Here is a 19,255-nt window from a genome sequence, read left to right as displayed (position 1 = left end):
TAATTAATAAAATGAGATGCCCTCAATGCCAGGGCTCCCAATTCCGCAGTTCTTTGTTCGACATTAGTGTTAAAAATCCACTTGGAGCCAAGTGCATTTTTTGTAAGTCAAACATGAGATTGTTGACAAATTAAATGTTAATTTGTATATAAATTATCGCCTGATGTGTTTATATCGATAGTCCAATCATTCATCTCGCATATCAGGCCGGAAGCCCCTTCTTAATCGGAGGGGCTTTTTGTTTTGCGCCATTATCTCAACGGATAGAGCACAGAGCTTCTACCTCTGCGGTTCGGGGTTCGAGTCCCTGATGGTGCACCAAATTCGCCGGACTAGCTCAGTGGTAGAGCGGCTGCCTTGTAAGCAGCGCGTCAGAGGTTCGATTCCTTTGCTCGGCACCAAATCTCAAAATCACGCTCTTTTGCGATTTCGTGAGATTATTTAAGTTGTTTATCTGCATCAATGCACATTATATCAGCGGTAAATGCAGCAACACTTGACCCACCCTTGATATAGTCAAACTTGGCAACCATCCTGCCACCCAAGTCATACATTGTGATTTCGCCGTACTCATCTAGGCATGCTTGGATAGGTATTGATACGCGCCTAAATAGAACTTCATCACTACTAGTTTTGGATGCCGGAACTTGCTGAATCAGCATTGAGCGAACACCTTGCTTTTGCTTCAAAGTTCCATTCTTCACATAGAAATTAAAGCCAGTTGTATTGCTCAAGTAAGTCCATCCATTGATGGCATCTGCTGCATGCGTTAGCTGACTAAAGGATGAGGCTGTCAGAACAGATAACAGAGCTATTTTTTTCAACATGTTGGGTATCCTTGCCAATTGAATAAAGGTTCAAGATGCGCGGGATCATGTTTCGGCATCTTAATTTTGTGCAAGGGTTATCGGCATAATTTGCAGGCTATTTAATTAAAAATTTTTATGGGCTCGCTTCAGCGGGCTCATTTCGTTTTCGCCTCTACCAATCACTGTTACTCACGGATTTCCCTAAGTGGTAGAGGGCGTCTTTTCTTCGGCTATGGGCAAAAGAAAACCCGCACAAGGCGGGCTATGTCGATCTCGGGAAAGTTTCTTCCTCAGCAGTTGAAATTTTAACCGGGTTCGCTTTCTTCCTCATTCGGCAAAATCTTAAAAGCGAATCCCCTCGATGGGGGTGGATATGAAAATTATGCCTGACAAACTTGCATCAGGTGCCAGCTATTGCGTCTCTGGCACGCTGGTCTGCGGAGGTAGTGTGTCGCAATGGATTCATGACCTCGACTGGAACCAGATTGCAGTGATCAGCGGCGTGGTAATCGGTATCGCCACCTTCCTGGTGAATCTGTATTACAAGAATCGGCAGACACGTGCTTATGAAGCCGCTCTGCGTCGTGGATACGTTTCGAACCCACCACAGGATCAGTAAACATGGCCTTATCCCCGTCTCTACGGAAAAAGCTACTTGCTGCCGTAGGCGGCGGGGCTGGCGCGATTGCCATTGCTACAACGCTCATTCCTTCACTGGAAGGTGTTAAGTACACCCCATACAAAGACGTGGCCGGTATATGGACCGTTTGTTATGGGCACACTGGCAAAGACATCGTGCATGGCAAAACCTACACGGAACTCGAATGCCGGGATCTGCTGGATAAAGACCTACGTATCACCGCCTCACAAATCGACCCATACATCAAAAAGCCGATCCCGGTAGAAACCCGCGCTGCGCTTTACTCTTTTGCCTACAACGCGGGTGCCGGTAACTTCAAAAACTCCACGCTGCTGACCCGTATTAACCAGGGTGACACAGCTGGTGCCTGCGACCAGTTACGCCGCTGGGTATACGCTGGCGGGCAGAAGTGGAAAGGGTTGATGAACCGTCGTGAGATTGAGCGCGAAGTTTGCCTGTGGGGGCAGAAATGACGTTCACCCTACGAACTCTTCTGATCACCATCGTGTTGATGATTGTTGCGGCTTTAGGTTACGGGCAGGTTCGTTACCTCAATGGCTGGTATGCCCATAGCGACAAGGTCAACGCCGATTACGCAGCGAAGAAGCAAAAGGCCGAAGCCAAGCTGGTCCCCACAGAGCAGAAAGCAGCAGCCGCCAACGCTGATGGAAAAGTCATCTATCGAACCATTACCCGCGACGTGGTGAAATATGTTCAGGATCCGAATCGCACTGTGTGCCACTTTGATGATGATGCTGTCAGCATGCGGCAGCGAGCAATCGACGCGGCCAACAATATCGCAGGATTTGATGACCCCTCCGTGCAAACTGAGTCCGGCGGGAAAGGACAGTGATGCAGATCTGCAATCGGACGTCGAGAACGCGGAGTGCGTGAGAACACTCCGCCTGAACACTTATCGCTGGCAGGCTTGGTATAAGGCCTCGCGTTAACTTTTTTGTTAAGCTCCCTAAGCAGTTAAAATCCAACTTGATCTGGTAAAAACCATAAGTTAATCTGCTGAAAATATGGTCTTTTTATGGACTTTCTATGCTCTCTCCCAAGCTATTTTCTTCGTTGTTTGGTCAGGCTAATCAAAGTGGAGAAAAATCCACTGTCTTGCATACAATAATTTGGTTGTTGGGTGTCGTAATCGTTGGTGTTGTACTATTGGCCAGATACCAAGCTGCTGCATGGATAATCATTCCCTTCCTGTGCGTTTTCATTTTTGGCAGTATTTTCTATGCATGTGTTTTTTGGTTTTGTTTAAAAAACAATCCTGATCTCTTGAGGAGCGAGAAAATGGTAATTCAAAAGCTCGCCATCGAAAAACAATATGTTGGTGATAGTATTAATGGTGATTTCACAGAACCATCACCTAAAATCATGAGCCAAAATTCAGATAGATTATTAGATGACAATAAAAGTACAGGAGTTGATAAATGAGGCGTAAATTCGCTGTTGCGCTGAACTCATCTTCTGTTGAACAGAACGATAAATTCAAAGATTTTATTAAGGAAAATGGATTAGGCTGGTGGTACTGGATTGAGAATTTTTGGCTACTAACTGATCCTAAGGGGAAGCTCAGTGCCAGAGATATTAGGGATGCGTTGAACGATATATTTCCTGATGTCAGATGTATTGTACTTTCCATTGATAGTGAGAAAGATACATGGTCTGGCTTTGGCCCGAACAACGAAAAGAAAAATATGTTCAATTGGATTCGAGACTCGTGGGACAAAGATTTAGATTAGCGAAACCGCCTTCGGGCGGTTTTTTAATTGGGCTAAATATGGTGATGGGTATACCTCGCGTCGGATGACGTACTTGAGATGGAGTACGTGCCAGTGGAGTAGTTAGAAGTAAAACGCCACCTAATGGCGGCGCTATCTCGTAAAATAGTTAGATATTTGCACCAGAAACTCGTTTAGCGAAGGTTTTAGCTGAATCCAGTTTCTTCTTTGCGTTTTCATCAACAGTGCCACTATCAAACGCGGCAAAATTCTGTTCAATATTAGCCAATACCTTTGCTTTAAGGTCTTCTGGCAGTGCAGAGATAAGGCTCTGGAAAAGAATTTCATTTGCCAAGCCTCGAGACTGCATATCATCAATAACTTCGTTAACTGATTTCATAACTTCTCCTTAGGGATTTCCATGGCACTCACCGACAAACAAGAAATGTTCTGTCGCGAGTACCTCATCGATTTGAACGCCACGCAAGCGGCAATTCGGGCGGGGTACAGCGATAACACCGCCCGAAAGATTGGTAGTGAAAACCTCACAAAACCAGACATCGCGCAGCGCATCGTAGAACTTAAATCAAGTCGTAACGAAAGGGTAGAGGTTAATGCCGATTACGTGCTCCGCCGCTTGGTTGAGATCGACCAAATGGACGTGCTCGACATTCTGAAGGATGACGGTGGACTGAAGATGGTTCACGAATGGCCCAAGGTCTGGCGCACCACGTTAAGTGGGCTTGACATCCTGACCACCGTGACCAACTTCGATGAAACCACCATGGAGAACATCCTCAAGAAGATTAAGTGGCCGGATAAGGTCAAAAATCTTGAGTTGCTCGGCAAGCATATCGCCGTACAGGCATTCAAAGAGCAGATCGAGCAGAAGGTGACTGCCACCCACAATGTTATGCCAGTTCCATCGTGCGATAACGTTGATGATTGGGAGAAATCAGCTCAGGAACAACAGCGAGAGGTTCTTGGTGGATGAATTACAAAGCCGTCTGGAAACCATTACCGGGATCGCAATCGCTCTCCCTGAGTTGCCCATGTAACGAAATCCTTTATGAGGGAACGCGCGGGCCGGGTAAAACTGCCGCGCAGTTAGCGCGCTTTCGTCGCCTGGTTGGCTTGGGCTATGGCTCATTCTGGCGCGGCGTTATTTTTGATACTGAATATAAAAACCTCACCGACATAATCACTCAGTCAAAGCGCATGTATCGCCTGTTTAACGATGGTGCCCGCTATTTGGCTTCAGCTTCTGAGTTGCGCTGGGTATGGCCAACTGGCGAGGAGCTGCTTTTCCGCTTCGGCAAAGAAGAGGGCGACTACTGGGACTATCACGGCCAGGAGTTTCCTTTCATCGGTTTCAACGAATTAACCAAACAGCAGTCATCTGAGTTCTACGAGATGATGTTCTCATGCCGGCGATCATCTTTCAGGCCAGAGGATTATCCGCGAGATGATGGTGGCTTACTGAGACCAATACCGCTGGAGACATTCAGCACAACCAACCCGTTTGGCATCGGCCATACGTGGGTGAAAAAACGTTTCATTGAGCCTGCGCCGCGCGGCACCGTTATACGTGAAACCCAGAAGGTGTTTAACCCCCAGACGGAGCGCGAAGAGGATGTGACGCTCACCCGCGTAGCAATTCACGGCTCGTTTAAAGAAAACCCTTATCTCGATCCGCAGTACATCGCGACGTTGATGGCTATCAAAGACCCGAACCGGCGAAAAGCGTGGGTAGAGGGTAGTTGGGATGTCACCAGTGGCGGACGATTTGACCACCTGTGGAATGAATCTCTACACGTTATCAAGCCATTCTCCATACCGGAATCGTGGACGGTTGACCGATCACACGACTGGGGTGAATCGAAACCCTTCTCTAACCTCTGGTGGGCCCGTAGCGATGGTACCGCAGCGACTTTAAACGATGGGCGCACCTTCTGCCCGCCAGCAGGCTCTCTCATCCTCATTGGCGAGTGGTATGGCTGCCCGCCGGATGAGCTCAATAAGGGGCTGAATATGTCATCTACGAACGTTGCCAAAGGCGTTGCGTGGATTGATAAGCGATTAACTGGCGTAGAGGTTGCAGAGCCATCGGAGATTATTCTCAACGGCGTTACGCAGGGGCAGATGAACATCATGCCAGGCGTCTGTAAGAAAGTTATTCCCGGACCAGCCGATGGGGCGATTTACAACACCGGGGATGACGAACTGTCCATTGCCCAAAAAATGGAGTCGCAGGGCGTCAGCTGGATTGAGGCGAACAAAAAGCCCGGTTCTCGCGTGAACGGTGCCGCGTTATTTGCAGACATGCTTGAGGCTGTAGTGGAAGGAAAAAGCCTGGAGTCAGGCACACCAGAAAAGCCCGCATTCTATGTTTTCGATTATTGCCGCGGCTGGATAAGCCGGATACCGGTACTCGTGCGCGACAGCAAAAAACCTGATGACGTGGACACCCAGCAAGAAGATCACGACTGGGACAGCACTCGCTATGCCGTTCTGCACTCACCGCCGAAGAAAGTCGGCAAAGTCTCCCAACTTCGGATTTAAATCATGGCTGATATCTCAACACCCAACCTCGATTACAACGATATGTGCGAGGCATGGGACATCAATGATGCCCTGATGGGTGGCACTCTCGAGATGCGCCGTCAGGGTGATACCTATTTGCCGAAGTGGCCTAAAGAAGACAAGGAGGCCTATAAAGAGCGCCTGCGTGTTGCAACGCTGCTTCCGGCCTACGAAGAGAGCATTAAGCAGAACATCGGTCGCGTCTTTGCTGAGCCAACCGTTCTCAGCGAGGCAACGCCAGAGCAGATCACAGCGCTGTGTGAAAACATCGACATGGAAGGAGATCGCCTTGACGTGTGGGCGCAGCAGTTATTCAGCATTGCGTTCCAGTATGGCCTTGCGCATGCCCTTGTCGATTACCCACGCACTGATCCGGAATCGGTTAAAACCCGTGCTGATGAGCAGAAGTCGGGCAGCCGACCTTATGTGACCATGCTCAACCCGCGCCAAGTGATTGGCTGGAAGTCCGAAGTGAAGGGCGGGAAGGTGGTGCTTACCGATCTGCGTGTCCGTGAAACCATCATCGTTGATGGTGATGATTATGGGCAGGCGAAGGTCGAACAGATTCGCCACATCATGCCTGGCATGGTGGAGATTTATCGCCGCGCCACCGGGGAGGATGGTAACAGCGTTTGGGCAATCCACGAATCATGGAAGACCAGCCGCAATGACATCCCACTTGTAACGCTTTATACCAAGCGCACCGGGTTCATGCGCGGATCACCTCCGCTGCTGAATCTGGCGCTGCTGAACATCAAGCACTGGCAGAGCCAGAGTGAGCAGGACAACATCCTGCACGTTGCACGCGTGCCACTGCTATCGGTATTTGGTCTCGAAGAGGGCCAGTCGCTGACTGTCGGTTCATCAACTGCAACGCAGTTCTCCGATCGCAGCAAGCAGGGCATGGAATACACCGAGCACACTGGTTCAGCCATTGGCTCAGGCAAGACGTCACTTGATGATCTGGAAAACCAGATGCGCCAGGCAGGGGCCAAACTCCTTCGCCCAGAAAACACCTCCACCAAGTCTGTCGATCAGACCAACGAGGAGCACATGCAGGAGAATTCGCCTCTTTACACCATGGCGAGTTCACTTGAGGACGCACTCGATAACGTCCTGCAGATCATGGCTGAATGGCTTGGCCTGCCGGATGGCGGGAACGTCGATGTGCGCACTGAGCTGGATGTGTCGTCGCAAAGCTTCGACTCTGCAGCAGCTCTGGCTGTTCAGTCGCTGCGTCAGGGCGGCAGTATCCGCCAGGTTGATGAGGTACGGGTGCTTCAGGCGCTTAAATTCATCGACCCTGACGCTAAGCCTGAGTCGGTGATCGACGAGCTAAACAACCCACCCGTAAAACTGGCGGACGGTAACAATGGCAACGGCGAATGAGAAACTCAGGGATGAATACATCGCCCACGCCGTGTGGGTGAGTCGCTACAGCACCGGCGTTGCCAATCGTATGGTGAAAATCCTCAACGAGAGTGATGCGGAGATAGTGGCCCGGCTTCTGGTTTCGATAGACACGCTGAACGCTACAAACTTCACCATGACGCGCCTTGAGTCGCTTCTTGTCAGCGTCAGGGCGGCGAATAATCAGGTGGTGCAGTCAATGATGAGCAGCCTCTCTGACGAGTTGCTGTCACTGTCACAGCATGAAGCGGCGTATCAGATGAAGTTGTTCGATTACGCCATTCCGTCATCGGTGCTTGATCTGCATCCGCTGGTTTCTATCACGCCAGACGCCCTCTATGCCGCCGCGATGTCCCAGCCGTTTCAGGGGCGATTGCTGAGCGAGTGGGCCACGAGTATTGAAACCGACCGCATCAACCGCATCAGCAATACCGTGCGGCAGGGCTTTTTGCTTGGCGATACCACGGAACAAATAGCCCGAAAGGTTCGCGGGCATGCAAACCGGGGCTATCAGGATGGCGCGCTGCAAATGAGCCGTGCTAACGCCGCCAGCATCACGAAAACGGCAGTCGGGCATGTTGCGGCAACGGCGCGTAATCAATTCGCTGATGCCAATGATGACATCATTAAAGGCAAGCAGTGGCTGTCTACCCTCGACAACCGCACAACACCGCAGTGCCGCATACGCGATCGCCTTAAGTACACCCTGAAGAACAAGCCGATTGGTCACAAAATCCCATACCTGCAGGGTCCGGGGAAAATTCATTTCTGCTGTCGCTCCACGGAAACCTACATCCTGAAATCAGCAGCAGAGCTAGGCATCGATGTGCGTGAGATTCCACCTGCCGACCGCGCAAGCATGGATGGCGTGGTTCCGGGAGATACCGACTATCAGGACTGGTTTAGCCGGCAGTCATACGAACGGCAGAAACAGATTGTTGGCCAGCAGCGCGCGAAGCTTATTCGTGATGGTGGCATGTCACCGGACGAACTCTACAGCGACCGGGGCGAGTGGCTGACGCTCGATGAGTTGCGGGATCGGGACGAGCAGGCGTTTAGAGACGCAGGAATCAACTAACGGGTCACTTCGGTGGCCCTTTTTTATGGCCGCGATCCGGATGGTGAGTGGCGCAACGGTCGGATGACCAAAAAGGTAAAAGCATGAAACTGAAAACAGTAGAAGTGAACGGTCAACAATACGCCAGCCTCGACGCCAATGGCCTGCCTGTTTATGTGCATGACGATGGCAAAGAGATTGGTTTCGATGCTGCGCAGGCGATCGGCAAGATTTCCTCCCTGAATGGCGAGGCCAAATCGCACCGCGAAGCTAAAGAGTTGGCTGAAACCAACCTGGCTAAGTTCTCCGGCATCACTGACCCGGCAAAGGCGCTGGAAGCTCTCGACCTCCTCACCAAAATCGACCAGAAAAAGCTCATTGATGCTGGTCAGGTTGATCAGGTGAAGGCCGAAATCACCAAATCATTCCAGACCCAGTTGGATGAAGCCAACGGTCGCAACAAGACGCTGGAAGGCCAGCTCTATGATGCGAAGATTGGCGGCAGCTTCTCTGCATCGAAATTCATCGCTGACAAGATTGCCATCCCTGCCGATCTGCTGCAGGCGCGCTTTGGTCAGGCATTCAAGGTTGAAGATGGCAACATCGTCGCCGTGGACGCAACTGGCAACAAAATCTATTCCCGCTCTAAACCGGGTGAACTGGCCTCATTTGATGAAGCGCTTGAGTTCCTGGTGGAGCAGTACCCGCAGAAAGACCACATCCTGAAGGCCAGCGGCAACAGCGGCGGCGGATCACATACGTCACAGCACCAGGCTGGTCAGAAAACCATGAAGCGCAGCGCGTTTGATTCTCTGGATATGACAGGCAAACAAACTGCACTCAAAGACGGTGTAAGCATCGTCGACTAAAACCCGCATTTGCCGCACCTCCGGATGGGGGCGCGGCGCCAGAGCTGGATAGCTCAACCAACCCCAAAATTATCTCAAAGGAACATTGAACCATGTCTAACACATTGACCGGGTTGATCCCGACTATCTACACCGCTCTGGACGTAGTATCACGCGAGCAGGTGGGCTTCATTCCCGCCGTGGCGCGCAACACCAAAGCAGATGCAGCGGCAAAAGGCCAGACTGTAACGGCACCTGTCGCACCTGTGGCAACAACCGTCGATATCACCCCGGGTGCAACCGCGCCTAACGATGGTGATCAGACTATCGGCACCGTGAACGTGCAAATCACCAAATCCAAAATGGCCCCGGTCAAATGGAACGGTGAAGAGCAGTTGGCCCTTGGCCCGGCCGGTACCTACAACACCATTCTGGCGGATCAGTTCAAACAGGCGTTCCGCGCGCTGTCCAACGAGGTTGATGCTGACCTCGGTGCGCTGTACCTGAACTCTTCACGTCAGGTCGGAACACCTGGCACCACGCCATTCGGCGTGAAAGAAGACCTCAGCGATGCTGCTCTGGCCCGCAAAGTGCTGGAAGACAACGGTGCGCCGACTACCGATCTGCAGATGGTTCTCGGTTCCGCGGCTATCGCTAACCTGCGCGGCAAGCAGTCAGTGCTGTTTAAGGTGAACGAAGCGGGCACTGAAAGCCTGCTGCGCGAGGGTACGCTGGGCCGCCTGGAAGGTTTCAACATCCACAACTCTGCTGGCGTGAAAACTCACACCGCCTCTGCCGCTGCTGGTTATCTGGTCAACGGCGCCAAGGTGGTTGGCGATCGCATCATCGCGGTTGATACCGGCACTGGTTCGTTTGCTGCAGGTGATGTGGTGGGCTTTGCGAATGATGACAACAAGTATGTCGTCGTGGCTGCAACAGCCAGCACCATCACCCTGGCTGAGCCGGGCCTGCGTCAGACCCTTGCCGATAACGCAGCGGTTACCGTGGGCGCTGGCTACGTCGCGAACATGGCCTTTGACCGCAATGCGCTACTGCTGGCATCTCGTACCCCGGCAATGCCGCAGGGTGGCGATACCGCTGATGACGTCATGAACGTTACTGACCCGGTATCTGGCATCACCTTCCAGGTGGCGCTGTACCGTCAGTACCGTCAGGTGCGTTACGAGGTTGGGCTGGCGTGGGGTGTTGCTGCACCGGTTCCTCGTCACAGCGTCATCATCGCAGGCTAATCAAACCATGGGGCTTCGGCCCCTTTTTCATTAACTCTCGAGGTAATGACATGGCTGGTATCACAAAAGAAGAGCGCGCCCGCCGCGCAGAACAGGCAAAGGCTTCTGAGCAGGCCAATCAACAGACCGATCAGGGCGGGGAATCACAAGTATCTGATGCTATCCAGCAGGATGGTCAGCAGGGTGGTGAAAGCTCACTTGGCGGTGAAGGCGGTAATCCCGACCCTGACCTCGAGCTAAAAACTCAAGCCGGTGCGGAAGGTGAGCAGACGTCAGGCGAAGGGAAAAGCGAAGAGAACAAAAAGCCGGATCTGGTAACCATGTATCGCGATGAGCCTGAACATCCGGGCCACCCGACCACCGCCGAAGTGCATCCGGATCAGGTCGAATCATGGAAAGAGCACGGCTGGAAGGTTGAGGAGTAATCCCCAATGGTAATTTTTGTCACAGTCGAAGAGGTTGACGCTCTGCTTGGCGCTGACTGGACTGACTCCTCCAAAAAGGCAAAGTCGGTACTGATGGCAAATGTCTGGTTAAACGGACTTAACCTGACGCTGCCGTGCGACCCTGTAACGCATGAGAAGGTCATCCCTGATGATGTGAAAATGGCTGGCGCGTATGCCGCTCAGGCAGCGGCTAATGGTGGCCTGTTCCAGCAGAAAACCGACTCCGGGGTTCTCCTCAGCAAGTCGGTTGATGCTGATAGCGTTAGCGTGTCGAAGAGCTATGCCGAATTGGCAACCAATAGTAGTTCTCTGCTTGATTCTGATCTGCAACTGGCTATGGCTCTTCTGAAGCCATACGGATATAGCACATCACAAATCCGCATCTATCGGGGGTGATATGAAAAACCCACACATTCATTGCGTTGGAGATGGGCGTGGATTGCGTGATGTATCTGTGAACGGCAATCAAATAAAAAATGTCGTTTATGCCGATGAGCAAAAGGGAATTATCGAATTTGCCCCGAAGCCTTTGCGAGCTAAGAGAAATGGCGAGGTGTATACCAGAAAATTGCGGGGCACGGTAACCGTTGATTTTAGGGAATGCCTTGGAGTCGACAATGGGAATTCGTGAAGAGCTACAGTCGGAGATTTCAGCCGCTTTTAACGCTGATGATGAGCTAGCCGATGCGGTGAACAGCTTCACTGGCACCTACGTTATCGAGGGCGATTATGACCCGGTGACGGAGCAGTCAACCAGCGAAACCATCACCTACACCGGGCGCGGCGTTCTGTCGAAATACAGCCTCAACCGTATTGATGGCGTGAACATCCTTCATGGGGATCTGAAACTGACGGCGCTGGTTAACGAGGTGACTGACAAGCCGAAAGTTGACCACATCATCACGGCCCCCGATTTGGTCACCGGCAATCAGCAGCGCTACAAGGTGATTACAGCGGGCACCGACCCGGCGCAAGCGACCTACTCGATCCAACTGCGGAGGGCGTGACATGGCAAAAGCCTGGAGCTTTGACCCATTGATGTTCGCCAAGCAGGTAGAGGAGGATGTGGGAAAACGGCTGCGGGTGATTGCGATTCAGGTGCTGAATGAGGTGGTCACCCGTTCTCCTGTCGATACTGGCCGGTTTCGAGCCAACAACCAGGTGAGCATCGGAACCGCTGATTACAGTCAACTTGCGACGACTGACGTGTCAGGTGCGAACACCATCCAGCAAGGCAGCGCAGTTATAGCGCAGGGTAAGCCGTATTCAGTCATCTACATCCAGAACAACCTTCCTTACGCCGAGGCGCTGGAAGATGGACACTCCAAGCAGGCCCCGGCAGGCATCTACGCGACATCCTTCCACGGCGTTTCACAGGCATACAAATGACCCTCACCGAAATACGTGCAGCCATCATCACCCGGATGACGGCTCAGACTGCTATTGCCGCAGCAGACGTGCGGTACCCGAATGACAAGACGTATGACCCATCCGGCAAAAGTATCTGGGCGCGGCTAACCAACCTGCCTGGCGTTGCAGGTTCAAACGAGATCGGCAATGGCCCGGTCGTGCACCGCACGGGCATCGCCGTTATCCAGATATTTGTGCCGGCGGGCAGCGGTTCACTTCTGATCACCAAAACGGCGGATCAGCTGAGAGAGCTATTCGAGTTCAAGTCGGACGGTCGCCTCGATTACTTCGCCGTATCAGCCGTGGACGCTGGCGAGACGGGCGGGTGGGCGCAGTACAACTTACAAATTCCATATCGCGCTCTGTAGGGCGCTCCATTAATCAGGAGGCTCATGTGAGCTCTGGCGCAAAGAACGTCACGGCGTATATCCGTGAAACTACCCCCGGCACCACGCCAACCACTGGCACATGGAACTTGCTGAAGCGCAGCTCCTTCGGCCTCGGTCCAACTCAGAACATGATCGACAACGACGAAATCGGCGGAACCCGAATGGCGCAAGGTCGTTCGCCGGGTACCACTGATGTCGGCGGTGACGTCGTGACAAAATTCCGCTGGGGCCAGCATGACGAGTTTCTTGCGTCCTGCTTCGGCGCTGAGTGGGTAAATAACGTGCTCACCATGGGTAATGATCGCATCGCTTTCTCAGTGGCTTCTTACGCTGAAGACATCGGCGTTGCTTCGATTGCCCGCGGTGCTCAGGTCGGCACCTTCCAGCTGGAAATCCCGAACGATGGTGATATTGCCGCGACCGTAACCTTTGCTGGTCTTGGCTGGGATTCCAAGTCCGACGACACCAGCTACTTTACAGCGCCAGCCGATACGGCGGGTGATCTGCGCTATTCCTTCAAGCAGGTGAGCAACATCAGCCTGAACGGTGTGAATGGCGGTGACGGCTTCTGTGTGGACTCGTTCAACATTCAGTTCGATAACAACCTGCAGACGCAGCGCTGTATAGGTACCGGCAATGCCTTCGCTGGCGCAAACATCCCGACCACGTTCACGCCATCCGGCAGCATCACGTTGTCATGGTCGAAGGATGCATACGCAGCCTGGAAGAAAACACTGACGGGGGAAGTGATGCCGTTCAGCTTCACGCTGGAGAACGATGAAGGCAGCTACACCATCAATCTGCCATCCGTTCAGGTAGATGGTGACTGGCCTGATGGCGGCAACACTGACATCGTGCAGGTTGAACTGAACATCACCGGTGCTGACACGCCGCCGACCATCACCCGCGCCGTAAACGTTCCGGCCACAGCGATGACCGTCGCCCCGGCAACATCATCCGGGGTGGTTGGCTCAACCGTGACGCTTACCGCAACGCTGACGCCTGCGGGCTCGACCGACACAGTAACATGGGAATCATCAGACCCATCCATTGCGACTGTGGTCTCTACCGGCCAGAAAACAGCACAGGTCACGCGCGTGGCAGAAGGCAATGCAACCATTACCGGCTCAGTGCGCACCTTCACAGGCACCACGGCTATCACAGTAACCGCAGCATAATGACTTAGCCCACTTCGGTGGGCTTATCTCAGGAGAGAGCATGCTTATCCTCGCACCACGTCTTGATGTTAACGGCGAGCGCTGGTTTACGCCGAAAGAAAAGGGGAAAGACATCCCCGGCTTGCGCCTGAAGGTGGCGAGCATTGAGAACGACAAATACCGCAGCCGTAACGCTCTGATACGCCGCCATATCGAACGACTCGACTCTACCTATGGCGCTGGCACCGAGACATTCGATCTCAGTGTGGTGGGCGATTTCGACTCGATGGATGATTTGCTGATCCAGAACTGCGCACAATTCCTGCTTGTTGGCTGGGAAGGCGTCGGGGAAGTGGTCGATGGCGAACAGCAAGCGGTGGAGTACTCAGCAGAGAAAGGTTTCCTGCTGCTGAAGCAAAAGCCAGAGCTGTACTGGCAGGTGCTTGGCCTCGCCGCCGAAATTGCCCAAGGTAAGGCAGAGCAGAAGAAAGACGCAGTCGCAAAGTAATCCGGGCGCAGGAATGGCTTAATGAATATGCCGGAGAGCTTGGCGAAAAGGCGCGCTGGCGCAGGGAGAAACTGAAGTTACCTCCCGTGCCGGAGCCAGATAGTGATCCGGTTTGCGCGGAGATTCTGGACGCTTATGCGGTCATCTCGCGTGGGCGTCAGTATGCTGGCATGGCCGGCGTCCCTTTGCCGCTAAGCCTGCACGACATTCAGCAATATCTATCCTCGCGCCCATCCCTGATAGACAGGCCAGAATTTGACGCTTGCATCTTTGCGCTTGATGACGCCTATCGCAACGCATGGAGTGAAAAGCAGAAAAAACACTCATGAATGGCCGCTATTTTGCGCTTACTTGCACTTGCCATTTGGTAGGATGTTTCTGATTGCAATCAATGGAAACATAAAAATGAAAAAGGTATTGGCGGTATTAATTTGCGCATCTGCTCTTAGCGGTTGCGTTTCTCCAAGCATGGTCAGCCAGAAAAAGGCAGATTTACCGGTATTCCCGCAGGCTGAGTATTCATCAGTTGTGGTTGATGGTAATGAATCTCTTTCTGGGCAGGCGTTCCTGACCACAGTGGGTGGCGATGTCAAAGTCGCTGCAGGGCAGAATGTAATGTTGATGCCTAAAACCAGCTACACGGACGCGATTTATAACTTCCAGTCAGTCGGGATCGCCTACAACACGCCTGATGCACGCTATGCCAAATACACAAAAATGGTACAGGCTGACGCGCAGGGTAAGTTCACATTCAATGACATCGCGCCTGGTAAGTACTATGTGGAAACCATGGTCATGTGGTACCGGCCATCACAGTTCGGACTTCTGCCTGAAGGTGGCGTGATCATGAAACCAACCGAAGTGGTTAAAGGTAAGTCGAACTCGGTAATGGTCACCAGGTAGCAAAAGAAGAATTCAAATGAACCTCGCTCCGGCGGGGTTTTTTATTGCCCGGAGAAAGCCAATGTCTGAATCACAGTCCCGCCTCGCAGTCATTATCGACAGCACTGGAGCACAGAAAAACGCCGAAAGCCTCACCACTGCTCTCGATAAAATGACGCAGTCAGGTGATAAGGCTGTGACAGGTATGCTGAAGGTAACCAAGGCGTCTGACGAAGAGAAAGCGGCATTAGAAAAGCTCAAGGCGGCTATAGACCCCATTGGCGCGGCGATTAACACAGTCGGTCGCAGATTCACTGAGCTGCAAAAGTACTTTGATAAGGGCCTGATAGACGAAGAAGAGTTCCGAACCCTTTCCCGGCTTCTCCATGAAACCACTGAAGAGCTTAGTGGTGTGGCTCAGGCGCAAAGAGATGCGGAGAAGGCGGGCAAAGATGCGGCTGCCCAGCTAGAAGTCCAGTCACGCGCGCTGCAGGCCACCCTTGATAAAGTTGACCCTCTTGCCGCAGCTCTGCGCAATCTTGAGCAACAGCAAAAAGACCTGTCAACGGCACTCTCTCAGGGAAAGATCAATACATCGCAGTACGATACTTACACCAAGAAACTTCAGGATACGCGCCGTGAAGTGACTGGCGAGGCGCAGGCAGAGCGAGACGCCATTAGAGCCAGGGAAGAGCAGGTGTCGTCACTCCGCCGACTGGAAGCGCAGATCGACCCGGTTGGTGAGGCATTCCGCCGACTGGCAGAGCAACAGCGCCAGCTCGATAGCGCAAAATCGTCGGGGATGCTTTCACCTCTTACCTATGATCGCCTCAACAACAAGCTTGCTGAGTCGCGTGACGCCCTTGAAAAGACATCGACTCAGTTCGGCAAAACCGGCATGTCGGCGGCTGCAACTGCAAACGCCATGAGAATGGTTCCTGCGCAGATGACGGACATCATCGTCAGCCTTCAGGGTGGGCAGGCTCCGCTCACCGTATTGCTTCAGCAGGGTGGGCAGCTGAAAGACATGTTTGGTGGCATCGTACCGGCCGCAAAAGCCATGGGAACATACGTGGCTGGATTGGTGAATCCATTCACGCTGGCGGCGGGCGCTGTAGGACTACTCACCTATGCCGTTTATAGCAACCGGCAGGAATTGGACGCCGCAAGCAAACTGGCAAAATCGTCACTGGGCGCAACCGGGGATTATGCGGAACAGTTGGCGATGAACATCCTCGCCATTTCCGATAATACTGGCAAAGCAGTTGATGAAGTTGCCAGCATGTTCATCACCACCAATGACGGCGCAAGCGAGGCCATCAGCAAGCTCATTGACGTGGGTTATGGCTATGATGATGCCCGTAAAATGGTGGAATCATACAAAGGTTCAGCCAACTTTACGGCGCTGAATAAAGACATCGATGAGCATCAGCGCAAGATCCTGAAAATTGGTGATGCGTGGACCGCAGCAGCCATCGACGTCAAAAACTATTACACCGGCGCACAGTTCGGCAAACAGGATGTTGCGCTTGGTGGCGCTATTGACCCATCCATGCGCTTCATTGGGCAGGCTGTAGATCTGCAGAACACAATGAATGAGTTGCGCATTCAGGGAAACAAAGAGGTTGCCGCATCAGTTGACTGGATCACCAAGGAGTATCTGGCAACTGACCGCGTGGCCGGTGCAGAAGACCGACTGAAACAGGCGAGAGAGCAGGCGCGGAAGATAGCCGCATCTGGCAATCAAGAGGCCATTACCCAGGCCAACAATCTGATCGCTTTGCGCGAGAAAGAAGTTGAGCAGGCGAAGAAGGCGCAGGAACCCAAGCAGAAAAAAGAGAAGGCTTACACGGAAGATGCCGCGACACGCTTGCTGGACCAGATTAACCAGCAGACAGCCTCTCTCATGGATCAATTGCAGGCCACGGATAAATTGTCTGCGGCCACAAAGCAGCGCATCAAGTTTGAACAGCAGATCGCCGACATCAAGACCAAATCACAGCTGACAGCAGACCAGAAATCATTGCTGGCTAACGCTGATGCAATTGAGGCGGCGCTGCGGCGACAGGAGATCATCCAGTCTCAGGTAACAACACTCGATGATTACCGCAAGATGCAGGAGCAGGTTAAGCAGAAGGATGTGCAAACCAATGACCTGCTGATTGAGCGACTGAAGCTACTGGATAAAGCTAAAGCAGCTGGTGCTACAGATACCGATGCCACACGCGCCAATGTGTTGCGCGCCACCAAGGCCTCGCTGCCTTCAAGCGTGACATCTGTGACAGGTGGCCTGAGCCCTACAGGTGGGCAGTTGTCGGGAACGTGGGATGGATTACAGGCGCAGACCAAGCAACTGCAGCAGGCGCAAACAGCGCTCGATCAATGGCAGCAGCAGCAGTTGCAAAGCTATCAGGCCTACTACCAAAACCGTTCTGATCTCACCGCTGAGTACGAGCAGCAGATCGCCGCCGTTCGCCAGCAATATCAGGACCAAAGCACAGCCATCAGCAGTCAGCAGAACACCATTCAGGTTGCAGCCACGCAGTCCATTATGGATAGCATGGTGTCGATCACCCGCGATGGTTTCGGTGAACAGTCAGCCATCTACAAAGCAGCGTTTATCGCCAACAAAGCCTATGCAATCGCTCAGGCAACGTTATCAATAAACCAAGGCATTGCAATGGCAGCCGCCAACCCATTCCCTTACAACCTTGTCGCCATGGCATCAGTCGCCGCCGCTACCGCCAGCATCGTTTCTAATCTTGCCTCGGTGAGTTCGGTAGGTTTCGAGAAGGGTGGCTACACCGGAAATATGGGCACGAAGTCAGTTGCTGGCGTGGTTCATGGTAAAGAGTTCGTCTTCGATGCTCCGGCAACCAAGCGAATTGGCGTCTCTAACCTTGAGGCGATCCGCAGCGGAAACCTTGATGCAACCTTGTCTAAGCCGGGATTCGGCACGGGAAACAATGAGGTGTCAGCAACTGGCGGAAACACCCAAACCAACCATATCAACCAGGTCATCAACATGCCTCAAAACTCAGGGATGACGCAGCAGGAGATGGATTCGGTGCTGAAGCGAAACAACAAGCAACTGGTGACCGAACTCAGTAACCAGACTCTGGAAGGCAAGGGGCAATTTGGTAAATCACTCAGGACGGCTCAGGGTCGCGGAAACAGGATGACATAATATGGCGATGGCAATTTATCCCCATGAGTATCTGCCGCTGCCATTGCAGGACGGCTATGGTTTTCAGCCAGTAACCCCGCTGTTACGTACACAGCTGACGTCTGGTCGAGCGAGGCAGCGCAGGCAGTACAAATCAACGCCTACACAGGCAAGCGTAACGTGGATGTTCACAACGGACGGGCAGTCTCAATATTTCGAGGCGTGGTACAGCGAAACCATTCACGATGGCGCAGACTGGTTCCTGATGCGACTTCAAACGCCGCGCGGGGTTGAGGACTACAAATGCCGGTTCATTGATATCTACGAGGGACCGACATTAGTAGCGCCGATCTACTGGCAGTTCACCGCAACGCTTGAATTGTGGGAGCGCCCAATCCTGCCGCCTGGCTGGGGCGATTTCCCTGACTTTGTGGTTAACCAGAGCATTATCGATCTGGCGATGAACCGGGAGTGGCCTGAAGCATGAACATTCTCGAAAGGCTTTACGCTTCTTCCGGTTCGGAAGTGATCATCCAGACAATGGAGATCAACATCGGCGGCACCAAATACTGGCTGGCCCAGAGCTATGAAGATGTGACGGCGACCATTGAAGATGGCTCGACACAGTTGTTTGAGGCTTGCGCGCTGGATATTGCATTACCGGCGCGCAATTCCGACGGCACCCAAGACCTGAAGTTTGCGATGAGCAATATCACTGGCTTAGTTTCGCGCACTATAAGGGATGCACTGAAGGATTTGTCAGGCGCGACCCTGACGCACAGAAGCTTTATTTCCACCGACCTGACTGGACCAGCGGAAGCGCCGTTCTCGATGACAATAAAGTCTGGTTACTGGACCAACACGGAAGTGCAAATCACCGCGGGCTTTATGAACGTGCTCGACACCCGTTGGCCTCGTTTCACCTACACCCTGAACAGATTCCCCGGCCTTCGTTACACCTGAGGTTCAA

General features: G+C 52.7%; 25 protein-coding genes and 2 tRNA genes. 25 read left to right on the top strand and 2 right to left on the bottom strand.

Features of this window, described 5'->3' with window-relative positions; translation table 11 throughout:
* Nucleotides 1-11 precede the first annotated feature (11 nt).
* The 3 genes from ymcF to ACPUC8_RS21800 all read left to right on the top strand — a co-directional run bounded on the left by ymcF (nt 12) and on the right by ACPUC8_RS21800 (nt 401).
* A complete protein-coding gene (gene ymcF, locus ACPUC8_RS21810) occupies nt 12-134 on the top strand; it encodes a cold shock small protein YmcF (protein ID WP_494927338.1) in 123 nt (40 codons plus the stop codon).
* A gap of 111 nt (nt 135-245) precedes the next feature.
* Nucleotides 246-321: transfer RNA gene (locus ACPUC8_RS21805), tRNA-Arg, on the top strand.
* Between the two features lie 5 nt (nt 322-326).
* A tRNA-Thr gene (locus ACPUC8_RS21800) sits at nt 327-401 on the top strand.
* A 36-nt stretch (nt 402-437) separates the two neighbouring features.
* Here the strand turns inward: ACPUC8_RS21800 and ACPUC8_RS21795 are convergent.
* Nucleotides 438-827: a hypothetical protein gene (locus ACPUC8_RS21795; RefSeq protein WP_494927321.1), complete on the bottom strand. Its 390-nt coding sequence runs from the start codon at nt 825-827 to the stop codon at nt 438-440.
* Nucleotides 828-1,182: 355 nt separating this feature from the next.
* Between ACPUC8_RS21795 and ACPUC8_RS21790 the strand changes: the two genes are divergently transcribed.
* From ACPUC8_RS21790 to ACPUC8_RS21770, 5 genes are all read left to right on the top strand, one after another.
* The gene (locus ACPUC8_RS21790; RefSeq protein WP_494927320.1) at nt 1,183-1,428 is read left to right on the top strand and encodes a phage holin; all 246 of its coding nucleotides are present in this window, start codon (nt 1,183-1,185) and stop codon (nt 1,426-1,428) included.
* A 2-nt stretch (nt 1,429-1,430) separates the two neighbouring features.
* A complete protein-coding gene (locus ACPUC8_RS21785; protein WP_494927319.1) occupies nt 1,431-1,922 on the top strand; it encodes a lysozyme in 492 nt (163 codons plus the stop codon).
* The gene (locus ACPUC8_RS21780) at nt 1,919-2,302 is read left to right on the top strand and encodes a hypothetical protein (RefSeq protein WP_494927318.1); all 384 of its coding nucleotides are present in this window, start codon (nt 1,919-1,921) and stop codon (nt 2,300-2,302) included. The genes ACPUC8_RS21785 and ACPUC8_RS21780 overlap by 4 nt, the downstream gene beginning before the upstream one ends.
* Before the next feature lie 194 nt (nt 2,303-2,496).
* On the top strand, nt 2,497-2,892 hold the full coding sequence (locus tag ACPUC8_RS21775) for a hypothetical protein (RefSeq protein ID WP_494927317.1): 396 nt from the start codon (nt 2,497-2,499) through the stop codon (nt 2,890-2,892).
* Nucleotides 2,889-3,200 carry a hypothetical protein gene (locus ACPUC8_RS21770; protein ID WP_494927316.1) on the top strand — a complete coding sequence of 104 codons (312 nt, stop codon included), beginning with the start codon at nt 2,889-2,891 and terminating at the stop codon, nt 3,198-3,200. The genes ACPUC8_RS21775 and ACPUC8_RS21770 overlap by 4 nt, the downstream gene beginning before the upstream one ends.
* A gap of 148 nt (nt 3,201-3,348) precedes the next feature.
* Here the strand turns inward: ACPUC8_RS21770 and ACPUC8_RS21765 are convergent, their stop codons facing one another.
* Nucleotides 3,349-3,579, bottom strand: coding sequence for a hypothetical protein (locus ACPUC8_RS21765; protein WP_494927315.1), 231 nt, complete (start codon nt 3,577-3,579; stop codon nt 3,349-3,351).
* A 21-nt stretch (nt 3,580-3,600) separates the two neighbouring features.
* Between ACPUC8_RS21765 and ACPUC8_RS21760 the strand changes: the two genes are divergently transcribed.
* The 17 genes from ACPUC8_RS21760 to ACPUC8_RS21680 all read left to right on the top strand — a co-directional run bounded on the left by ACPUC8_RS21760 (nt 3,601) and on the right by ACPUC8_RS21680 (nt 19,248).
* Complete coding sequence (locus ACPUC8_RS21760; protein WP_494927314.1) at nt 3,601-4,173, top strand: terminase small subunit; 573 nt, start codon at nt 3,601-3,603, stop codon at nt 4,171-4,173.
* The gene (locus ACPUC8_RS21755; protein ID WP_494927313.1) at nt 4,170-5,741 is read left to right on the top strand and encodes a terminase; all 1,572 of its coding nucleotides are present in this window, start codon (nt 4,170-4,172) and stop codon (nt 5,739-5,741) included. Before ACPUC8_RS21760 ends, ACPUC8_RS21755 begins: the two co-directional genes overlap by 4 nt.
* 3 nt (nt 5,742-5,744) lie before the next feature.
* Nucleotides 5,745-7,151 (top strand): DUF4055 domain-containing protein, encoded by a 1,407-nt coding sequence (locus ACPUC8_RS21750; protein WP_494927312.1) that lies wholly within the window; start codon nt 5,745-5,747, stop codon nt 7,149-7,151.
* Nucleotides 7,135-8,250, top strand: coding sequence for a phage minor head protein (locus ACPUC8_RS21745; protein ID WP_494927311.1), 1,116 nt, complete (start codon nt 7,135-7,137; stop codon nt 8,248-8,250). Before ACPUC8_RS21750 ends, ACPUC8_RS21745 begins: the two co-directional genes overlap by 17 nt.
* 83 nt (nt 8,251-8,333) lie before the next feature.
* A complete protein-coding gene (locus ACPUC8_RS21740) occupies nt 8,334-9,098 on the top strand; it encodes a DUF6651 domain-containing protein (RefSeq protein ID WP_494927310.1) in 765 nt (254 codons plus the stop codon).
* Between the two features lie 92 nt (nt 9,099-9,190).
* Entirely contained in the window at nt 9,191-10,327 is a 1,137-nt protein-coding gene (locus ACPUC8_RS21735) for a major capsid protein (RefSeq protein WP_494927309.1), read from the top strand.
* 50 nt (nt 10,328-10,377) lie between these two features.
* On the top strand, nt 10,378-10,752 hold the full coding sequence (locus tag ACPUC8_RS21730) for a hypothetical protein (protein WP_494927308.1): 375 nt from the start codon (nt 10,378-10,380) through the stop codon (nt 10,750-10,752).
* Nucleotides 10,753-10,758: 6 nt separating this feature from the next.
* Nucleotides 10,759-11,169: a protein singed gene (locus ACPUC8_RS21725; RefSeq protein ID WP_494927307.1), complete on the top strand. Its 411-nt coding sequence runs from the start codon at nt 10,759-10,761 to the stop codon at nt 11,167-11,169.
* Nucleotides 11,170-11,390: 221 nt separating this feature from the next.
* Nucleotides 11,391-11,780 (top strand): glutamate 5-kinase, encoded by a 390-nt coding sequence (locus ACPUC8_RS21720; RefSeq protein WP_494927306.1) that lies wholly within the window; start codon nt 11,391-11,393, stop codon nt 11,778-11,780.
* 1 nt (nt 11,781) lies between these two features.
* A complete protein-coding gene (locus ACPUC8_RS21715; protein ID WP_494927305.1) occupies nt 11,782-12,162 on the top strand; it encodes an HK97 gp10 family phage protein in 381 nt (126 codons plus the stop codon).
* Nucleotides 12,159-12,551, top strand: a complete 393-nt coding sequence (locus ACPUC8_RS21710) for a phage tail terminator-like protein (protein ID WP_494927304.1) — start codon at nt 12,159-12,161, stop codon at nt 12,549-12,551. The genes ACPUC8_RS21715 and ACPUC8_RS21710 overlap by 4 nt, the downstream gene beginning before the upstream one ends.
* A 26-nt stretch (nt 12,552-12,577) precedes the next feature.
* Complete coding sequence (locus ACPUC8_RS21705) at nt 12,578-13,750, top strand: phage tail tube protein (RefSeq protein ID WP_494927303.1); 1,173 nt, start codon at nt 12,578-12,580, stop codon at nt 13,748-13,750.
* Between the two features lie 40 nt (nt 13,751-13,790).
* Nucleotides 13,791-14,237 carry a phage-derived protein YdaY family protein gene (locus ACPUC8_RS21700; protein ID WP_494927302.1) on the top strand — a complete coding sequence of 149 codons (447 nt, stop codon included), beginning with the start codon at nt 13,791-13,793 and terminating at the stop codon, nt 14,235-14,237.
* 405 nt (nt 14,238-14,642) lie between these two features.
* On the top strand, nt 14,643-15,140 hold the full coding sequence (locus ACPUC8_RS21695; protein WP_494927301.1) for a hypothetical protein: 498 nt from the start codon (nt 14,643-14,645) through the stop codon (nt 15,138-15,140).
* Nucleotides 15,141-15,201: 61 nt separating this feature from the next.
* A complete protein-coding gene (locus ACPUC8_RS21690; RefSeq protein ID WP_494927300.1) occupies nt 15,202-18,306 on the top strand; it encodes a phage tail length tape measure family protein in 3,105 nt (1,034 codons plus the stop codon).
* Nucleotide 18,307: 1 nt separating this feature from the next.
* Entirely contained in the window at nt 18,308-18,772 is a 465-nt protein-coding gene (locus tag ACPUC8_RS21685; protein WP_494927299.1) for a hypothetical protein, read from the top strand.
* Entirely contained in the window at nt 18,769-19,248 is a 480-nt protein-coding gene (locus ACPUC8_RS21680) for a DUF1833 family protein (protein ID WP_494927298.1), read from the top strand. Before ACPUC8_RS21685 ends, ACPUC8_RS21680 begins: the two co-directional genes overlap by 4 nt.
* Nucleotides 19,249-19,255 lie beyond the last annotated feature (7 nt).

The organism is Pantoea sp. CFCC18177, assembly GCF_059412425.1.
The sequence above is the reverse complement of the archived record's forward strand: the minus strand, read 5'-3'. Positions and strand labels throughout refer to the sequence as shown.

Bases quoted from the DNA above. Each gene is read 5' to 3' on its own strand.
- ACPUC8_RS21785 (WP_494927319.1), top strand. From the start codon at position 1,431: ATGGCCTTATCCCCGTCTCTACGGAAAAAGCTACTTGCTGCCGTAGGC.
- ACPUC8_RS21765 (WP_494927315.1), bottom strand. From the start codon at position 3,579: ATGAAATCAGTTAACGAAGTTATTGATGATATGCAGTCTCGAGGCTTG.
- ACPUC8_RS21755 (WP_494927313.1), top strand. From the start codon at position 4,170: ATGAATTACAAAGCCGTCTGGAAACCATTACCGGGATCGCAATCGCTC.
- ACPUC8_RS21745 (WP_494927311.1), top strand. From the start codon at position 7,135: ATGGCAACGGCGAATGAGAAACTCAGGGATGAATACATCGCCCACGCC.
- ACPUC8_RS21690 (WP_494927300.1), top strand. From the start codon at position 15,202: ATGTCTGAATCACAGTCCCGCCTCGCAGTCATTATCGACAGCACTGGA.
- ACPUC8_RS21700 (WP_494927302.1), top strand. From the start codon at position 13,791: ATGCTTATCCTCGCACCACGTCTTGATGTTAACGGCGAGCGCTGGTTT.
- ACPUC8_RS21740 (WP_494927310.1), top strand. From the start codon at position 8,334: ATGAAACTGAAAACAGTAGAAGTGAACGGTCAACAATACGCCAGCCTC.
- ACPUC8_RS21775 (WP_494927317.1), top strand. From the start codon at position 2,497: ATGCTCTCTCCCAAGCTATTTTCTTCGTTGTTTGGTCAGGCTAATCAA.
- ACPUC8_RS21780 (WP_494927318.1), top strand. From the start codon at position 1,919: ATGACGTTCACCCTACGAACTCTTCTGATCACCATCGTGTTGATGATT.
- ACPUC8_RS21720 (WP_494927306.1), top strand. From the start codon at position 11,391: ATGGGAATTCGTGAAGAGCTACAGTCGGAGATTTCAGCCGCTTTTAAC.
- ACPUC8_RS21725 (WP_494927307.1), top strand. From the start codon at position 10,759: ATGGTAATTTTTGTCACAGTCGAAGAGGTTGACGCTCTGCTTGGCGCT.
- ACPUC8_RS21680 (WP_494927298.1), top strand. From the start codon at position 18,769: ATGAACATTCTCGAAAGGCTTTACGCTTCTTCCGGTTCGGAAGTGATC.
- ymcF (WP_494927338.1), top strand. From the start codon at position 12: ATGAGATGCCCTCAATGCCAGGGCTCCCAATTCCGCAGTTCTTTGTTC.
- ACPUC8_RS21695 (WP_494927301.1), top strand. From the start codon at position 14,643: ATGAAAAAGGTATTGGCGGTATTAATTTGCGCATCTGCTCTTAGCGGT.
- ACPUC8_RS21790 (WP_494927320.1), top strand. From the start codon at position 1,183: ATGAAAATTATGCCTGACAAACTTGCATCAGGTGCCAGCTATTGCGTC.
- ACPUC8_RS21770 (WP_494927316.1), top strand. From the start codon at position 2,889: ATGAGGCGTAAATTCGCTGTTGCGCTGAACTCATCTTCTGTTGAACAG.
- ACPUC8_RS21685 (WP_494927299.1), top strand. From the start codon at position 18,308: ATGGCGATGGCAATTTATCCCCATGAGTATCTGCCGCTGCCATTGCAG.
- ACPUC8_RS21715 (WP_494927305.1), top strand. From the start codon at position 11,782: ATGGCAAAAGCCTGGAGCTTTGACCCATTGATGTTCGCCAAGCAGGTA.
- ACPUC8_RS21730 (WP_494927308.1), top strand. From the start codon at position 10,378: ATGGCTGGTATCACAAAAGAAGAGCGCGCCCGCCGCGCAGAACAGGCA.
- ACPUC8_RS21710 (WP_494927304.1), top strand. From the start codon at position 12,159: ATGACCCTCACCGAAATACGTGCAGCCATCATCACCCGGATGACGGCT.
- ACPUC8_RS21760 (WP_494927314.1), top strand. From the start codon at position 3,601: ATGGCACTCACCGACAAACAAGAAATGTTCTGTCGCGAGTACCTCATC.
- ACPUC8_RS21750 (WP_494927312.1), top strand. From the start codon at position 5,745: ATGGCTGATATCTCAACACCCAACCTCGATTACAACGATATGTGCGAG.
- ACPUC8_RS21735 (WP_494927309.1), top strand. From the start codon at position 9,191: ATGTCTAACACATTGACCGGGTTGATCCCGACTATCTACACCGCTCTG.
- ACPUC8_RS21795 (WP_494927321.1), bottom strand. From the start codon at position 827: ATGTTGAAAAAAATAGCTCTGTTATCTGTTCTGACAGCCTCATCCTTT.